14 protein-coding genes and 1 pseudogene are annotated in these 15,511 nt (G+C 44.7%); 3 read left to right on the top strand and 12 right to left on the bottom strand.

The window, feature by feature from the left end; genetic code table 11:
• Positions 1-35 precede the first annotated feature (35 nt).
• Positions 36-548, bottom strand: coding sequence for a tRNA adenosine(34) deaminase TadA (gene tadA, locus FKN93_RS13885; RefSeq protein WP_170905333.1), 513 nt, complete (start codon positions 546-548; stop codon positions 36-38).
• Positions 549-707: 159 nt separating this feature from the next.
• Entirely contained in the window at positions 708-1,580 is an 873-nt protein-coding gene (locus tag FKN93_RS13880) for a LysR family transcriptional regulator (RefSeq protein WP_158138036.1), read from the bottom strand.
• A 309-nt stretch (positions 1,581-1,889) separates the two neighbouring features.
• Here FKN93_RS13880 and FKN93_RS13875 point away from each other — a divergent pair, with 309 nt between their 5' ends.
• Positions 1,890-3,035: an S-(hydroxymethyl)glutathione dehydrogenase/class III alcohol dehydrogenase gene (locus FKN93_RS13875; RefSeq protein WP_161425927.1), complete on the top strand. Its 1,146-nt coding sequence runs from the start codon at positions 1,890-1,892 to the stop codon at positions 3,033-3,035.
• A gap of 59 nt (positions 3,036-3,094) precedes the next feature.
• A complete protein-coding gene (gene fghA / locus FKN93_RS13870; RefSeq protein WP_170905332.1) occupies positions 3,095-3,940 on the top strand; it encodes an S-formylglutathione hydrolase in 846 nt (281 codons plus the stop codon).
• Between the two features lie 146 nt (positions 3,941-4,086).
• Here fghA and FKN93_RS13865 read toward each other — a convergent pair whose 3' ends face one another.
• The 5 genes from FKN93_RS13865 to FKN93_RS13845 all read right to left on the bottom strand — a co-directional run bounded on the left by FKN93_RS13865 (position 4,087) and on the right by FKN93_RS13845 (position 8,981).
• The gene (locus FKN93_RS13865; protein ID WP_004395776.1) at positions 4,087-5,646 is read right to left on the bottom strand and encodes an AbgT family transporter; all 1,560 of its coding nucleotides are present in this window, start codon (positions 5,644-5,646) and stop codon (positions 4,087-4,089) included.
• Between the two features lie 583 nt (positions 5,647-6,229).
• Positions 6,230-6,640, bottom strand: coding sequence for a prepilin-type N-terminal cleavage/methylation domain-containing protein (locus FKN93_RS13860; RefSeq protein WP_004395777.1), 411 nt, complete (start codon positions 6,638-6,640; stop codon positions 6,230-6,232).
• Positions 6,630-7,889, bottom strand: coding sequence for a hypothetical protein (locus FKN93_RS13855; protein WP_170905331.1), 1,260 nt, complete (start codon positions 7,887-7,889; stop codon positions 6,630-6,632). The genes FKN93_RS13860 and FKN93_RS13855 overlap by 11 nt, the downstream gene beginning before the upstream one ends.
• Complete coding sequence (locus FKN93_RS13850) at positions 7,886-8,491, bottom strand: hypothetical protein (protein WP_040904601.1); 606 nt, start codon at positions 8,489-8,491, stop codon at positions 7,886-7,888. The genes FKN93_RS13855 and FKN93_RS13850 overlap by 4 nt, the downstream gene beginning before the upstream one ends.
• Positions 8,472-8,981 carry a GspH/FimT family pseudopilin gene (locus FKN93_RS13845; protein ID WP_040904604.1) on the bottom strand — a complete coding sequence of 170 codons (510 nt, stop codon included), beginning with the start codon at positions 8,979-8,981 and terminating at the stop codon, positions 8,472-8,474. The genes FKN93_RS13850 and FKN93_RS13845 overlap by 20 nt, the downstream gene beginning before the upstream one ends.
• 103 nt (positions 8,982-9,084) lie before the next feature.
• Here FKN93_RS13845 and FKN93_RS13840 point away from each other — a divergent pair, with 103 nt between their 5' ends.
• Positions 9,085-9,528, top strand: a complete 444-nt coding sequence (locus FKN93_RS13840; RefSeq protein ID WP_249374185.1) for a type IV pilin protein — start codon at positions 9,085-9,087, stop codon at positions 9,526-9,528.
• Between the two features lie 37 nt (positions 9,529-9,565).
• Here the strand turns inward: FKN93_RS13840 and FKN93_RS13835 are convergent, their stop codons facing one another.
• From FKN93_RS13835 to FKN93_RS18125, 5 genes and pseudogenes are all read right to left on the bottom strand, one after another.
• Entirely contained in the window at positions 9,566-10,186 is a 621-nt protein-coding gene (locus tag FKN93_RS13835) for a LysE family translocator (protein WP_004395779.1), read from the bottom strand.
• Positions 10,187-10,327: 141 nt separating this feature from the next.
• Entirely contained in the window at positions 10,328-11,614 is a 1,287-nt protein-coding gene (locus tag FKN93_RS13830; RefSeq protein WP_158138020.1) for a DEAD/DEAH box helicase, read from the bottom strand.
• Between the two features lie 269 nt (positions 11,615-11,883).
• Positions 11,884-13,032, bottom strand: a complete 1,149-nt coding sequence (gene dnaJ / locus FKN93_RS13825; RefSeq protein ID WP_154168842.1) for a molecular chaperone DnaJ — start codon at positions 13,030-13,032, stop codon at positions 11,884-11,886.
• Between the two features lie 209 nt (positions 13,033-13,241).
• Entirely contained in the window at positions 13,242-15,146 is a 1,905-nt protein-coding gene (gene dnaK, locus FKN93_RS13820; protein ID WP_004395783.1) for a molecular chaperone DnaK, read from the bottom strand.
• A gap of 275 nt (positions 15,147-15,421) precedes the next feature.
• Positions 15,422-15,511: pseudogene (locus FKN93_RS18125) on the bottom strand (RNA-directed DNA polymerase); the annotation flags it as partial.

The raw sequence follows: 15,511 nt of genomic DNA, 5'->3' as shown, positions 1-15,511 counted from the left end.
CCTTCTCAGAAACACATCCCATCACTATTTTTATCTTACCTTTGTTTTTGTTGCTCTTTTTGAGCTTTAATTTCTTGCCGACGACGTTTGAAAAAAGCTTGCAGTTGAGTACGGCATTGCTCTTCTAATAACCCCTTTTCAATGACCGCGTAATGGTAAGCCGCTTGACTCGCAAACAAATTCAGCACCGTTCCTGCGGCTCCCGCTTTGAGATCTGGCGCGCCGTAAACAATCCGTGCAACTCGGCTGTGTAACAAAGCGCCAGCACACATTGGACATGGTTCTAAGGTGACATATAAAGTGGTATCTAATAGACGATAGTTTTGTAACACTTGTCCAGCTTGACGCAACACTTGGATCTCAGCATGAGCCGTCGCATCATGCCCACCAATCGAGCGATTCCAACCCTCAGCGATCACTTGACCATCTTTGACTAATACCGCCCCGACGGGTACCTCGCCTTCCGCTTCGGCCTTGGCAGCAAGCGCTATCGCACGACGCATAAAGACTTCATCTTGTTGGGAAAACAAAGAAGGACTGTCGCTCATAAAAACCTCTTACACAAATGATATACCTAAACAACCTGGCGTTAGGGTACGTGAGTCGCCATCCATATAGATAAACGATGTGAGAACGTGGCCACCACCGCTGTCGCTTCAAGTCGCGGGGGATAGAAAGTATATCGTTAACCGCTTTATCCGGTAAGCTTAAAGCGATAAATGCTGAGTTAGATGGTCAACCAACAGACGAACCTTGGTTGATAAGTGGCGATTTTGTGGATACAGCGCCCATACTCCTTCACGATCATCTCGAAAAGTCGCTAACACCTCGACTAAACGGCCCTGAGCTAAAGGTTCCGTGACATAATAATCGGGTAACTGTGCCAGTCCCATACCTTTCAAGGCAGCATCCAGCAGTACCATGCCACTACTACAGCGAATTCGACCACTCACTTTGATGCTTCTGGATTGTTGATGTTCCTTAAAACGCCAATGATCGTGGGTACCAATCAAACAAGAGTGACGCGTTAATTCAGATAACGCATAGGGGGTACCGTATTGCGCTAAATAGTCCTCACTGGCACAGACATATAAACGACGATCACTGAGTTTACGAGCGATAAAACTGGAATCCTCCAATTGCCCTAAACGTATCGCTAAATCAATCCCTTGATCAATCAAATCTAATTTCTGATTGGTTAACACCAACTCCAACTCAAGCTGCGGATAAAGTAATAAAAAATCATGCAATAGTGGTGCTATTTTTTGCTCCCCATACGTCACCGGAGCCGTCACTTTAATTTTGCCACTTGGGGTATGTTGGATCTGCGTTATCGCTTGCTCAGCCTGAAGTAAACCATCAACCAACACTTTACATTGTTGGTAATACAGCATTCCCGCTTCCGTTAACGAGACTTTACGTGTCGTCCTGAGCAAGAGTTTTATCCCTAACCTCTCCTCAAGTTGTAATACCCGCCGACTGATATTCGCCACTGAGGTGTGTAAGCGCTCAGCCGCCTGAGTAAAGCTGCCAACCTCTGCCACCGCCACAAACTCATTCACTCCTTCCCAACTTGCCATACCACTCCATTATTACTTATTTGTAAAAGTCATTCATATTTTGAGCTAATTATAGCAATAAAATAAAGCACTATACTGACCTTGTTGTGAGCCGCAAGGCTCCCCTAACGGCTTAAGTTCGTGGTGACCACTTGAATCCCTATCTCACCATTGAGCTTTTTCTCTATAACCAAACGACTTGAAGTTGCAGGTAGGCGGCAAGTGAGTGAATCCCCATGAGCATAGGCAAACTATGTGATTGGGGGTGAACGAACGTAGCCAACACCGCTGCCGCTTCAAGTAGGAAGGATATATCGCAAGGAATAGATTATGTCACAAGATAAATTTATCAAATCACGCGCCGCCATTGCTTGGGGCCCGAATCAACCACTGAGCATCGAAGAAGTCGATGTGATGCTGCCTCGTAAAGGCGAAGTATTGGTACGAATTGTTGCCACTGGTGTTTGTCATACCGATGCTTTTACCCTTTCCGGTGAAGACCCAGAAGGGGTTTTTCCGACTATTCTTGGCCATGAAGGAGGCGGAATTGTCGAAATGGTCGGTGAAGGTGTGACTAGCGTAGAAGTCGGTGATCACGTGATCCCGCTCTACACTGCCGAATGTGGCGAATGCAAATTCTGTACTTCAGGGAAAACCAACTTATGCCAAGCGGTACGCGCAACACAAGGTAAAGGATTAATGCCCGATGGGACGACTCGCTTTTATAAAGATGGGCAACCGATTTACCACTATATGGGCTGCTCTACCTTTTCTGAATACACCGTACTGCCTGAAATCTCGCTTGCCAAAGTCAATAAACAAGCACCATTGGAAGAAGTGTGTCTACTCGGCTGCGGTGTAACAACTGGTATGGGCGCGGTATTGAATACGGCTAAAGTTCAACAAGGAGATACCGTCGCTATTTTTGGCCTTGGCGGGATCGGATTATCCGCGATTATTGGCGCTCGAATGGCAGGAGCCAGTCGAATCATTGGTATTGATATTAATGAGAAAAAGTTTGCCTTAGCACAGCAATTGGGTGCGACCGACTGCATTAATCCGCAACAGTTTTCCAAACCGATTCAGGAAGTGATCGTCGAAATGACTGATGGCGGGGTTGATTTCTCATTTGAGTGTATTGGTAATGTCAATGTCATGCGTCAAGCTTTAGAGTGCTGCCATAAAGGTTGGGGAGAATCAGTGATCATTGGCGTGGCGGGTGCAGGGCAAGAGATCGCAACACGTCCGTTTCAGTTAGTAACAGGTCGAGTATGGCGAGGCAGTGCGTTTGGCGGCGTCAAAGGACGCTCACAATTACCGGCTATCGTCGAACAATACTTAGCCGGAGAATTTGGCTTACAAGAATTTATTACCCATACCATGCCATTAGATAAGATCAACGAAGCTTTTGAATTAATGCATTCCGGAGAAAGCATTCGTTCCGTGGTGCATTTTCACTCTCAACCGTCCGCTTAATCTTAGTCGTCGCCATTCCGTTGGCGACATTAAGTCATCGCTAATTAGGAGCCGTATTCATGAGCCTCACCCCTCTCAGTCAATCCAAAGTATTTTCTGGTTGGCATAAACAGTATCAACATACCTCATCGGTACTAAATTGTGAGATGCGTTTTGCGATTTACCTGCCGCCACAAGCTTCACCTCAAACTCCGGTTCCGGTGTTGTACTGGCTTTCAGGGCTAACGTGCAGTGATGAAAACTTTATGCAAAAAGCCGCCGCTTTTCGTAAAGCGGCTGAACTTGGTATTGCTATTGTTGCGGCAGATACTAGTCCGCGAGGTGAGTCTGTCGCGGATGATCCACAAGGTGCTTACGATTTAGGACTGGGGGCTGGGTTTTACGTTAATGCCACTCAAGAACCGTGGAAGCAGCATTATCAAATGTACAGCTATATTGTTGATGAGCTACCAGCACTGATCGAGCAGCACTTTCCGGTGAATCAACGTCGATCTATCGCCGGACATAGCATGGGAGGGCATGGCGCTTTAACTATCGGTATTAAAAATCCACAGCGCTATTGCTCTATTTCGGCATTGAGTCCGATTTGTCATCCCAGCGATTGTCCTTGGGGACAAAAAGCGTTTCGACACTACCTTGGCGAGGATCAACTAACGTGGCAAGACTATGATGCCGTTGCGTTACTTGAGCGTCAAAGCACTTCATTGCCTATCTTAGTTGATCAAGGGGAAGCGGATCCCTTTTTACAAGAACAATTAAAACCAGAAACCTTACAAGCCGTAGCCATTAATAATGAGTTAAATTTTACCCTTCGCCTGCATGCTGGTTACGATCATAGCTACTACTTTATTCAGAGTTTTATCAACGATCATCTTGAGTTTCACGAACAGTATCTTAAAGGCTAGTTAACGACTGAACGGGTATCCATGGCTGATACTCATCTCCCATCCCTGCTTAAACAATAGTAAAAAAGCCTGCTATATCAGCAGGCTTTAATTATCATTTACTCTTATTCATGGCCGAAACAGCAAACCCTCAGCTATCAGTTGACTTATAAAGAGTAGGTATAAGGCGCTTGAATACCCAGAGGAATACCCAGTGCCCAATAGGCTAAAAGGAAAACCGTCCAGCCAATCAGCATGGCAATGGAGTACGGCATCATTAATGACGCCAGAGTACCAATACCTGCCCCCTTCACATAGCGCTGGCAATACACCACCACCAATGGGAAGAAGACCATCAAAGGTGAAATGATATTCGACACCGAATCACCCACTCGATACGCCGCTTGCGACAGTTCAGGGGAAATGCCAACCGCCATCAACATCGGCACTAAAATTGGACCAATTAATGCCCATTTTGCAGATGCGGAGCCTATCAACAAGTTAACCATCGCAGTCAATAAAATCATCCCGACAATGGTTGCTTGTCCGGGTAAGTTCATCGCTTTTAGCCCTTCCGCGCCATACAGCGCCAGCATAGTACCGATGTTTGATTGGCTAAAGGCCGCCAAAAATTGCGCACAGAAAAACGCCATCACTATGTACGCCCCCATGGTCGACATAGTGGCGGACATGGCTTTAATCACATCATTATTGGTTTTAAACGTTCCTGAAACTCGTCCGTAAACAATGCCGGGAATAATAAATAAGATGAAAATCAAAGGGACAATAGAGCGCATCACGGGCGCAGAAAAAGCGGTTAATTCTCCTTCAGGGGAACGTAGCGCCGATGTTTCTGGCCATAGTGCGGCAACCAGTAAACCGATACCAAGCAGCATTGCACCACCAGCATAACGAAACGCTTTAGACTCAATGGCGGAAAATGAACCTAAATCAGGGGCAGTTTCTGCATCTTCGTCAATCGGCATACTATTGAGGCGAGGTTCGATGATTTTTTCCGTGACATACCAACCAATACCGACAATCAGCATCGACGATAATCCGGTAAAAAATATATTTGAAAGCGGGTTCACTTGATAAGTTGGATCCAGCACTTGAGCCGCGGTTTGGGTAAAGCCCGCGAGTAGCGGATCAATTCCTGAAGGCACGAAGTTCGCGGCAAAACCACCTGATACCCCAGCAAAGGCCGCCGCAATACCAGCCAGTGGATGACGCCCCGCCGCATGAAAAATAATGCCGCCTAATGGAATAACCAGCACATAGCCAGCATCCGCCGCAGTATGAGAGACGATTGCCACCAGAATTAACATCGGCGTTAATAACTGCGCCGGAGTAAAATTGAGCATTTTTTTCAAGCCAGTGGTGATAAAACCGGATGAATCAGCAACACCGACACCAAGCATCGCTACAAGTACAATGCCTAATGGAGCAAAACTGGTGAAAGTGGTGACCATATTGGCCAAAAAGTTAGCTAGCTCGGTGCCCGTTAATAAATTATTCACTTGCAGCGCTTCGCCAGTACGAGGATTGATTAAATCGAAGCTTGCCTGCGATAGTAAAGCTGAAGCGACCCAAACGATAATGAGAGCCCAGAAAAAAAGTATCGCAGGATCTGGGATTTTATTGCCCACCCGCTCAATTAAATTTAAAAAACGATCCATACGACTCAATGGTTGCGTAGGTGCTGAGTTTACCGCTTGATTACTCATCCGTAGTTCCTAGTTCATGTTGTGCCTATCCCCTTCCTGACTAATGACGAGGTAAAACTCTTTCCAATCCTATTCATGGATCTTCGTTCGTCACTAACTGGGCACACCAAAGTGTTTAGGGAGATAGCTTATTAATTAGAGTCACAGTGTGCATTTTGATAGATTGATTTTATTGACGTCATCCTATCGATATCTGCGCTCAATTATTGTGAGTCATAGCCCATGATGAGATTCTATAAAACAAGCCAAGGCGAAGCACAAAATTCCAAACCAACTGAAACATCCAGAGACACTTTGCCCAACCTTGCTATATCAAAGCAACATTGCATCAACAAACCACCCACAACACTCTTTACAATTGAGTAATCAACCTATAAAGCTAGCGATAAATCGTAACGTCGATACCCAAACGACTTGGAGTTGCAGGTAGGCGGCAAGTGAGTGAATCCCCATGAGCATAGGCAAACTATGCAATTGGGGTGAAAAAACGTAGTAGCCAACACCGCTGCAGCTTCAAGTAAGAAGGGTAGATAATGCAGAGATATATTGATTGGATCTGTATAAACCCGAAGCAATAAAACCTCTAATCAAACTCGCTGTGTTGGGAAATCATCGTTTTGAGTTGGACAGATTGATCTTTTCCATATCTGTCTTTCCAAGTGGCTTGAACAACGATGGTTTTTAATGCACCAGACAACTGGGTTGAAGGTACGCTCCATTGCAACAGATAGAGAGGATGACGACTATCCTCACCATCAACAAAGTCATGAGGATAACTCGCAACTAAACTCGCCGTCGCGGCTGAAGCACCGCGGGTACGAAACCATTCTAATTTTTGCTCAGCAAGGTTGAGTGCAGTAATGCTGTGCTGCGCAAAATCTGCACGCTGCTCAACAAAGGTTTGCAACTTAACCAAACTTAACGCACCAACGCCGATGAGCACAAAAGCAATCATCACTTCAATCAGGCTAAAGCCTCTTTGTTTAATATCCATTCCAGCTCCCCTGTTGTAATGAAATGGTTTGCGAACGCTGATGTGACTCCTTATTCGATTGGAACTGTAAATTAAGCGCCCCATTAATTACCACATCCATACCATCGGCATCAAATACCATCCCCCCATCCGGTCGAAAAGCACCGCTATCAATGTACACAACGTTCCCCGTTACCAAATGCTTTATAACGTCGTAAAACGGTACTTGTTGCCAATCATTCGATAAAACCTCTGGATTCTTGATCATATGGAAAAATGCGCCACCATATACATGGGATCCATTGGTAGCAAATAAACCGTTTTCTACCACTAAAGAGCGAGCTTCGGGTGCTGAAAAAGAGCCGTGAATAAAGCAGTCTCCTACTACCCAAACGTCTTTATAAGTCGCAAATGCTTCATGCAACTTCGTGATACAGTCTTTAGATTCTGTGCCATTGAGTGTAATAACATGATGCTGACTTTTTACTTTGTGATAATTTTCTGTGCTATAGGCAAGGCCGAAGTACGACTCAAACGGCTTAAATTTAGTATCTTGCACAAAATCGGCTTTAAATTCTGATGAGTCTTGAGTATTAAAATCTTTACCTTGACCACGGGGTATTGAGGTTTTACTCTCTGCTTTACACTTCAACTCCGAGTTATTCTCAGCGAGAGCATCTAATACTCTTAAGCCATTTTCCGGTTTTGGTTTCTTCGGTTCTGATTCAGTTTCCGTTGATTGTTGGGAACTAGCTTCAGAATGAAATACAACTTGATACTTATAACGCACCGCAACACAGTCATAAAAGCCGTTTTCATCAGCCTCTCCTACCGCTTCTGGTCGAATATCAAAATCCCCCACTAGGCGCAGATTAGCATTGGTTTGAATTGCGCCAGTGCCTGTCGTGTATGAATAAATCTGCTTATTCACCTGTGCGTATCCTTGACGTGCATAGATACGATACACGCTATTTTCTAATGGTATGAGTTGCAATTCATCGAGCTGAAGTTGCTGTTTACAATGATTGGCTTCACCGGAAACTTGTTTTGATAAACCAGTAATTCTAGTCGGGTCTTGTGCGATATAAGCATACAAACATTCAACGCCGCCTTCGGCTAACCAATAACTTTGCCGAGCACTCACTTCATTTTGCGCTCGCTTAATTTGATAAAACAAATTTTTATACGAGCCAAGGGTTATCACTAAGGTAATCGAGAGTAATACCGCCGTGATCAGTAATGTCGCGATGCCTTGTTGATGACGCTTCATGATTGCCAATTCCTTTGCGTAATGTGCAATTGCATCGAATGGGCCACCGCAGGGTTAGCGACTAAAGAAGCACTAACATCAATCGAAATGACTGCACTTTGTACCGCCTGACCGTTAATAGGGAAACGCTTGACTGAAAATTGGGTCACTCGCACCTGCTTAGGATCAAATAAGTTAAAACAACGAGTCATACTCGCCGTAGACTGGGGGATCAGATAATTAGCCTGACAATACTTCAAACTACTCGAATCTAAGCGATATAGAGTATGGCTAAATTTTTCTGCTGAATGATTGTGGATATAATAGACATAACCTATCGAGTGATCTGTCACCGATATGAGATCGGGCTTATCGATAAACTGCAGTGAATAACTGTCTAAATAATTATATCCAGCACGCAGCACATCGCGTTTCAATTGGTGCATCACCATGCTCATTTGTTGCTGAAGCATAATTTCCTGACTACGCTGCAACGCTACGCGCTGATTAGAGATAAAGACACTACCTATAATCGCTAAAGCCATCACACCAACTAAACTGGCAATCATAAACTCAATCAAGCTCGCTCCAATTTGCTGGTGTTTAGCAACTGGAAAAGCCATATTGGTCTCCTTCTATGGTGCACACTTTTATTCGTCCGGCACGATTGTGCAAAATGACCCGAATCCCTTGGCTATCTTCAACGTGTGCTTTGATGGTGATACTGCCATTTTGAGTCGGATTACCCATGACATGATCAAATCTCACCGAGTTAATGGAGCTGGTATGGTTTACCGATAAATTACGGTATCGGGCGCCACTAAAAACTGAAATGTTCGATTCTTCATTGCTTGGCAATAAAGCGTCTGAAGAAAGCCGCAATTGCCACTCTCCCGTACTTGATGGCATTCCTTCAATATGAACCCAAAGCCCTTGATTACGAAACACCGCCTCAGATTTGGCTTGCATAAAAAAGCCATGTAAATCATTGGCCAGTGCCGTCATTTTAATTTGCTGATTTACCTGACGATAACTCGGCGCAGCAAAGGCAAGCATCAGCGTCACAATACTGACCGTAATTAACAGTTCTAAAAGAGTAAAGCCGCGAACCATTTCCCAAAATCCTTTGCAAACATAGAGATAGTCGTAAATCAACTTGCCTCGATATTAACAGTAATCAACACTAGGCAAGGATTGGTTAACAGAACGAATGGACATGATTCGAATAAATAAATGCAATGAATTGCACAAAAAGATGGGCGGCATGACACTGATCGAATTAATGATTGCCGTGGTGATCGTCGGTGTGCTGGCAAGTATTGCTTACCCAACTTACAGCCACTATGTGAAAGAGGGGCATCGTCGCCAAGTAATGGCTGATATGGCCAAAATACAACTCTATTTAGAAGAGAATTATCGCCATAGTGAGGGCTATCCTATAGACGAAATATTTGACAACAATAGCGTATGTTCATTTTGTGACTACGATAATGAACGATTTGAACTTACCATTAAATCTATTAATGATAACAGGCAATACACCATCATCGCTAAGCCACTGCTACAAAGAGGACAAAACACCGATACCTGTCGCGGAAAACAATATGATCAATTAGAACTGAAAAGTAATGGTGAAGCGCTGCCTCGGGCATGCTGGTAAATGAGACGAGCCAAGCGTAGATCAGCTATAGCAAAGATTACCCCAACAAAAGCCAGACTGCGACTGCGAGCATTAGCGTTGCCGAAATCCGGTTCATCAAGCGAACGTTATTGGTATGACCTAAAGCACGTTTCAAGCCTTTACCGCCCGTTGCGTAAATCGTCATACAGACAAACTCCGAAATCATGATGATTGAAATCAACCAGAACAATTGTGGTGCAATCGGAGCTTGGCTATTAATAAAAGGCGGCAATAGCGCAATCATAAATGCCCACCCTTTGGGATTAGCAATCGCAGTGACAAAGCCTTGGACAATCAAATCCCAATCTTTACGAACAATAGGGGTTTCAACATTTTGATTCAACGCTAATTTACCTTTTGAGCGCCACATTTGAACCCCGATATAACCAAGATATGCCGCACCCAATGTTTTAAATACCGCAAATAACCAAGGATAATTGAGCATAACGGATGCCATCCCCAATACTGCCGCCATCGCCACCACAGCAACACCAATCAGTTCACCGAACATCATCCATAAAGTACGTCGATAACCAATGCTCATCCCCAAGCTCAGTGCTAATGTCATACACATACCAGGGGTGATAGAGACAAAAAAGAACGTCGGCACAAAGGCCAAAAGTAGCGCACTCGTCATGATCGATCCAAATGAAAAAGAGAGAGTTAGAAAAGAGAAACCACAGCGTGGTATTGACCCCTTAATCTACCGCAGTTGTCTTGCGTATTTCAAGTAACAAAAAAGCTACCTAAAGTAGCTTTTTTATCAATCATGGTACGATTACTTGTTGCGGTTTTTTAAACGGTTCATCATTGATAAACGACGTTCAGCAGAAGCTTGATCTGGCTTGTCTTCATTAGGGTTGTTACGACGGCCTTGACGATCTTTAAAAGCCGCTTTGGTGTGCAATTTTTCAAGGTAAGCATCGCGTTTTTTCGGCTCATACCCAGGCTGTTCGACACGGCGAATGCGTTGCTGGATAAGATTCTCAACCTGAATTAACGTTAACTCTTCTTCACGACTGACAAACGATACTGCATGACCTTGCTTACCCGCTCGGCCAGTACGACCGATGCGATGCACGTAATCCTCTGCTAAAAAAGGCATATCATAGTTAATGACATGAGGCAGATCGACAATATCGAGCCCACGCGCAGCAACATCCGTAGCGACCATCACACGGGCTTTGCCCTCTTTAAATTCATCCAATGCACGGCGACGGGCACTTTGTCCTTTATCACCATGACAGATCACGGCTTTAATGCCATCTAATTTGAGCTCTTTAACCACTTGATTGGCGGTTTCTTTGTAATTCACAAACACCAAAACTTGCTGCCAGTTTTTACGGCCTATTAACTCAGAAAGTAATTCGGTTTTACGTTCTTGATCAACAGGGTAAACCACATGCGCAACCGTACTTGCTGTCGTATTAACACGATCGGCATTAATCCGTTTAGGCTTGCGTAAAATATCACCCGCTAATTGATTGAGCTGAGCAGACGTCGTCGCTGAGAACATCATGATTTGTGGTGACGTTTCAACTTCCAGCATGATCTTACGTACCGGATTAATAAATCCCATGTCTAAAATACGATCCGCTTCATCAAAAACTAAAAACTCTAAATTGGCCAGCGAGACATTACCTTCACTTAAATGCTCTTCTAAACGGCCTGGTGTTGCCACTAAAATATCAACCCCACTCTCGAGCTGACGCACTTGCGAAGACATTTTATTGCCACCGTAAACGGCGGTAACACTCAGCGAAGTATATTTAACGTAGTCTTTAATATTTTGGGCAATTTGAGCGGCTAATTCACGAGTTGGCGCTAAGATCAACGCTCGCGCGGTATGCGGAGAAGGTTTTTTACCACTATCTAATAAGCGTTGGATAACCGGTAATGAAAACGCGGCTGTTTTGCCTGTTCCGGTTTGTGCCGTTGCAAAAATATCATGCCCTTTGCGAGCCTCGGGGATCGCTTGTTGCTGAATCGGGGTTAATTTTTCATAACCACATTCTGTTAGCGCTTTAACCAATTCAGGGGCAAAACCTTGAGATAAAAATGACATTTAACGGGTTCCTTAAACAGACAGCCGATGATTCTTGATATTAGCCGAGCACTATAGCGGATTTAGGGTGATTTATCTCACATTTATCGTAACTACGGATAAATTCTCTTCTTGTTACCAACAAGCATAGTCTCAATGTCTAAAGTAATAGGTTGGAAAACCGAAGTGAACGAATCCCGATAACGATAGAGGACCGTGTGACATAGCTCAGAAAGGGAGTTAAGGCTGGAAATCCATCTTTCCAGCCTTATTACATAAAATAGCGCTAGTTAACTGGTCAAATCGTCAAAAAACTTTTTAACACCGTTGAAAAAGCCCTCTGATTTCGGTTTATGCTTATTTGCCGCATCTCCACCACAAGAGTCTTCAAGCTCACGGAGTAACTCTTTTTGACGAGCACTGAGTTTAACCGGCGTTTCCACCACCAATTTGACAATTAAATCACCGATGGCACCACCACGAACACTCTTTACACCTTTACCACGCATGCGGAACATACGTCCAGTTTGAGTTTCTTCTGGTACTTTGAGATTCACTCGCCCATCGAGTGTCGGCACTTCAACTTCACCACCTAAAGCAGCCATAGCAAAACTCACCGGGACTTCACAGTACAAGTTATTACCATCACGCTCAAAAATGTGATGTTCTTTAACATGAACTTGTACGTATAAATCCCCGGCTGGTGCGCCCATATCTCCCGCTTCACCTTCGTTAGCTAAACGGATGCGATCCCCAGTGTCCACTCCCGCAGGAATTTTGACGTTAAGGGTTTTGGTCTTCTGCTTGCGACCTTGACCATGACACACATTACAAGGATCTTTAATGATTTTGCCTTTACCATGACAGGTAGGACAGGTCTGCTGAACAGCAAAGAAGCCTTGACGCATCTGCACTTGTCCGTGACCATGACACGTTCCACAGGTTTGAGCTGAGGTTCCTTTCTTGGCACCGGATCCATCACATGAGTCACAATGAACCAGAGTTGGGATCTCAATCTCTTTACTGCAGCCACGAACCGCTTCTTCTAAGGTCAACTCCATATTGTAACGCAGATCTGCGCCACGCTGTGGACGAGGAGCACCACCGCCACGGCGACCACCGCCAAAAATATCACCGAAGACATCGCCGAAGATATCTCCAAAATCGGCACCGCCACCACTAAAACCGCCGCCGCCAAAGCCACCAGCGCCTTGTTCAAAAGCTCGATGACCATATTGATCATAGGCCGCTTTCTTTTGCGGATCAGTTAGAATTTCGTACGCTTCTTTTACTTCTTTAAACTTATCCGCAGCACTGGCATCACCCGGATTGCGATCGGGGTGGAATTTCATTGCTAGGCGCTTATAGGCCTTTTTAATATCGCGCTCTGAGGCATCACGGCTAACGCCTAATACTTCGTAAAAATCACGTTTTGACATGTTTTAAATCACCAATTATTACTACCAACGGGTTCACCGCTCGGTGTTTGTATCAATATAGATAAAGGTGCTAAGGGTATCATTGATGGTTCCCTTATCTTTATAGACACGGATATCACCACAAATTTACGGGCGTTAGAGTTCCCCCAAACGCCCGCAATCAGACCGTTTCAGACTCTCGGTAGACAAGGCTACCGAGTCAAGAACGCTTATTTCTTGTCGTCTTTCACTTCTTCAAACTCAGCATCCACAACATCGTCTTGTGTAGATTGCTGTTCAGCGCCCGCATTTTGTGCTTGAGCCTGTTGCTGAGCAATTTCCATTAGTTTTTGAGCAGCAGCCATCAGCGCTTGAACTTTCGCATCGATCTCGGCTTTATCTTCGCCTTTCTTCGCTGTTTCTAGCTCATTAATTGCCGCTTCAATTTTCTCTTTTTCATCAGCAGGTAGCGCATCACCCGCTTCTTCCACTTGCTTACGCGTTGCGTGGATCATTTGGTCAGCTTGGTTACGAGTGGTTGCCAACTCTTCAAACTTCTTATCTGCTTCTTTGTTTGCTTCCGCTTCTTGAACCATTTTCTCGATTTCAGCTTCGCTCAAACCACCAGACGCTTGGATAGTGATGTTTTGCTCTTTACCGGTTTGCTTATCTTTAGCAGAGACATGCAAGATACCGTCAGCATCCAAATCGAAAGTCACTTCAATTTGTGGCATACCACGTGGCGCAGCATTAATGCCTTCTAGGTTGAATTGACCTAGCGACTTGTTATACATCGCTTGCTTACGCTCACCTTGTAGAACATGAATCGTTACTGCACTTTGGTTATCTTCTGCTGTTGAGAATACTTGATTCGCTTTAGTTGGAATGGTCGTATTTTTCTCAATCAACTTAGTCATTACGCCACCCATAGTCTCAATACCAAGAGACAGAGGGGTTACGTCAAGCAGTAGAACGTCTTTCACTTCACCAGCAAGAACACCGCCTTGAACTGCAGCACCAACAGCTACCGCTTCATCTGGGTTAACGTCTTTACGAGCTTCTTTACCAAAGAATTCAGCCACTTTCTTCTGAACCATTGGCATACGTGTTTGACCACCTACTAAGATAACATCGGTAATGTCTTTTACTGACAAATCCGCATCCGCAAGTGCAACTTTTAATGGCTCAAGAGAGCGTTGTACCAAGTCTTCCACTAATGACTCAAGTTTCGCACGAGTCACTTTAATGTTCATGTGTTTAGGACCTGTCGCATCAGCCGTAATGTAAGGCAGATTAACGTCAGTTTGCTGAGCAGAAGACAGTTCGATTTTCGCTTTTTCTGCCGCTTCTTTCAAACGCTGCATCGCGAGTGGATCGCTTTTCAGGTTGATGCCTTGCTCTTTCTTGAACTCATCCACCAAGTAGTTGATCATACGGTTATCGAAGTCTTCACCACCAAGGTGGGTATCACCGTTGGTTGCTAATACTTCAAAGGTTTTCTCGCCTTCAACTTCGTCAATTTCGATGATAGAAATATCGAAAGTACCACCACCGAGGTCATAAACCGCGATAACGCGATCGCCACCTTGCTTATCTAGACCATACGCGAGAGCCGCTGCGGTTGGTTCGTTAATGATACGTTTAACTTCTAGACCCGCAATACGGCCAGCGTCTTTAGTCGCTTGACGTTGTGCATCGTTAAAATAAGCAGGTACAGTAATGACAGCGCCAGTGACTTTCTCACCAAGAAAGTCTTCCGCTGTTTTCTTCATTTTTTTCAGAACTTCAGCAGAGACTTGTGGTGCCGCCATTTTTTGGCCACGAGCTTCAACCCACGCATCGCCATTATCAGCACGGACAATTTTATAAGGCATGATTTCAATATCACGCTGAACTTCTTCATCTTCAAAACGGCGACCGATCAGACGCTTGATTGCAAATAGCGTATTTTCAGGGTTGGTTACCGCTTGACGTTTGGCTGGCTGACCAACCAAGGTTTCACCATCTGTGTAAGCAATAACAGAAGGGGTTGTACGCTCGCCCTCTGCGTTTTCAATCACACGAGGTTTGTTACCGTCTAATACAGCAACACATGAGTTTGTCGTACCTAAGTCAATACCAATGATTCTACCCATCAGGCTATCTCCAAAATAATTCTATGTTCGTTTTTTGCTATACCCCTTATGTGGGGGTGGAGAATCGGGATTCAACCCCGATCACAAACAAAAACGTGAATGTTTGCTTCTCTTATGCCCCATAGATAAGGGCGAGCCCATGCATTTCAAGGGGGAATAGTAAAAAAATCTAATTTTTAATGACGATATACCGAGTTATCTGCCATAGCGTCGACAACTGGGTATAACCCCACACTCTAAATCGAGTAGGAGGCGGGATCACTCCCGCCGTCCTCTCACACCACCGTACAAGCGTGGATCGCATACGGCGGTTCCGAATAGATTTTCAATGTTTCATACCCTTCCAACAATGAGTATAACCCCAA

Origin of the sequence: Vibrio sp. A8-1 (genome assembly GCF_013048685.1) — a bacterium.
Classification (GTDB): domain Bacteria; phylum Pseudomonadota; class Gammaproteobacteria; order Enterobacterales; family Vibrionaceae; genus Vibrio; species Vibrio metschnikovii.
This window is presented reverse-complemented; position numbering and strand designations above follow the sequence as displayed.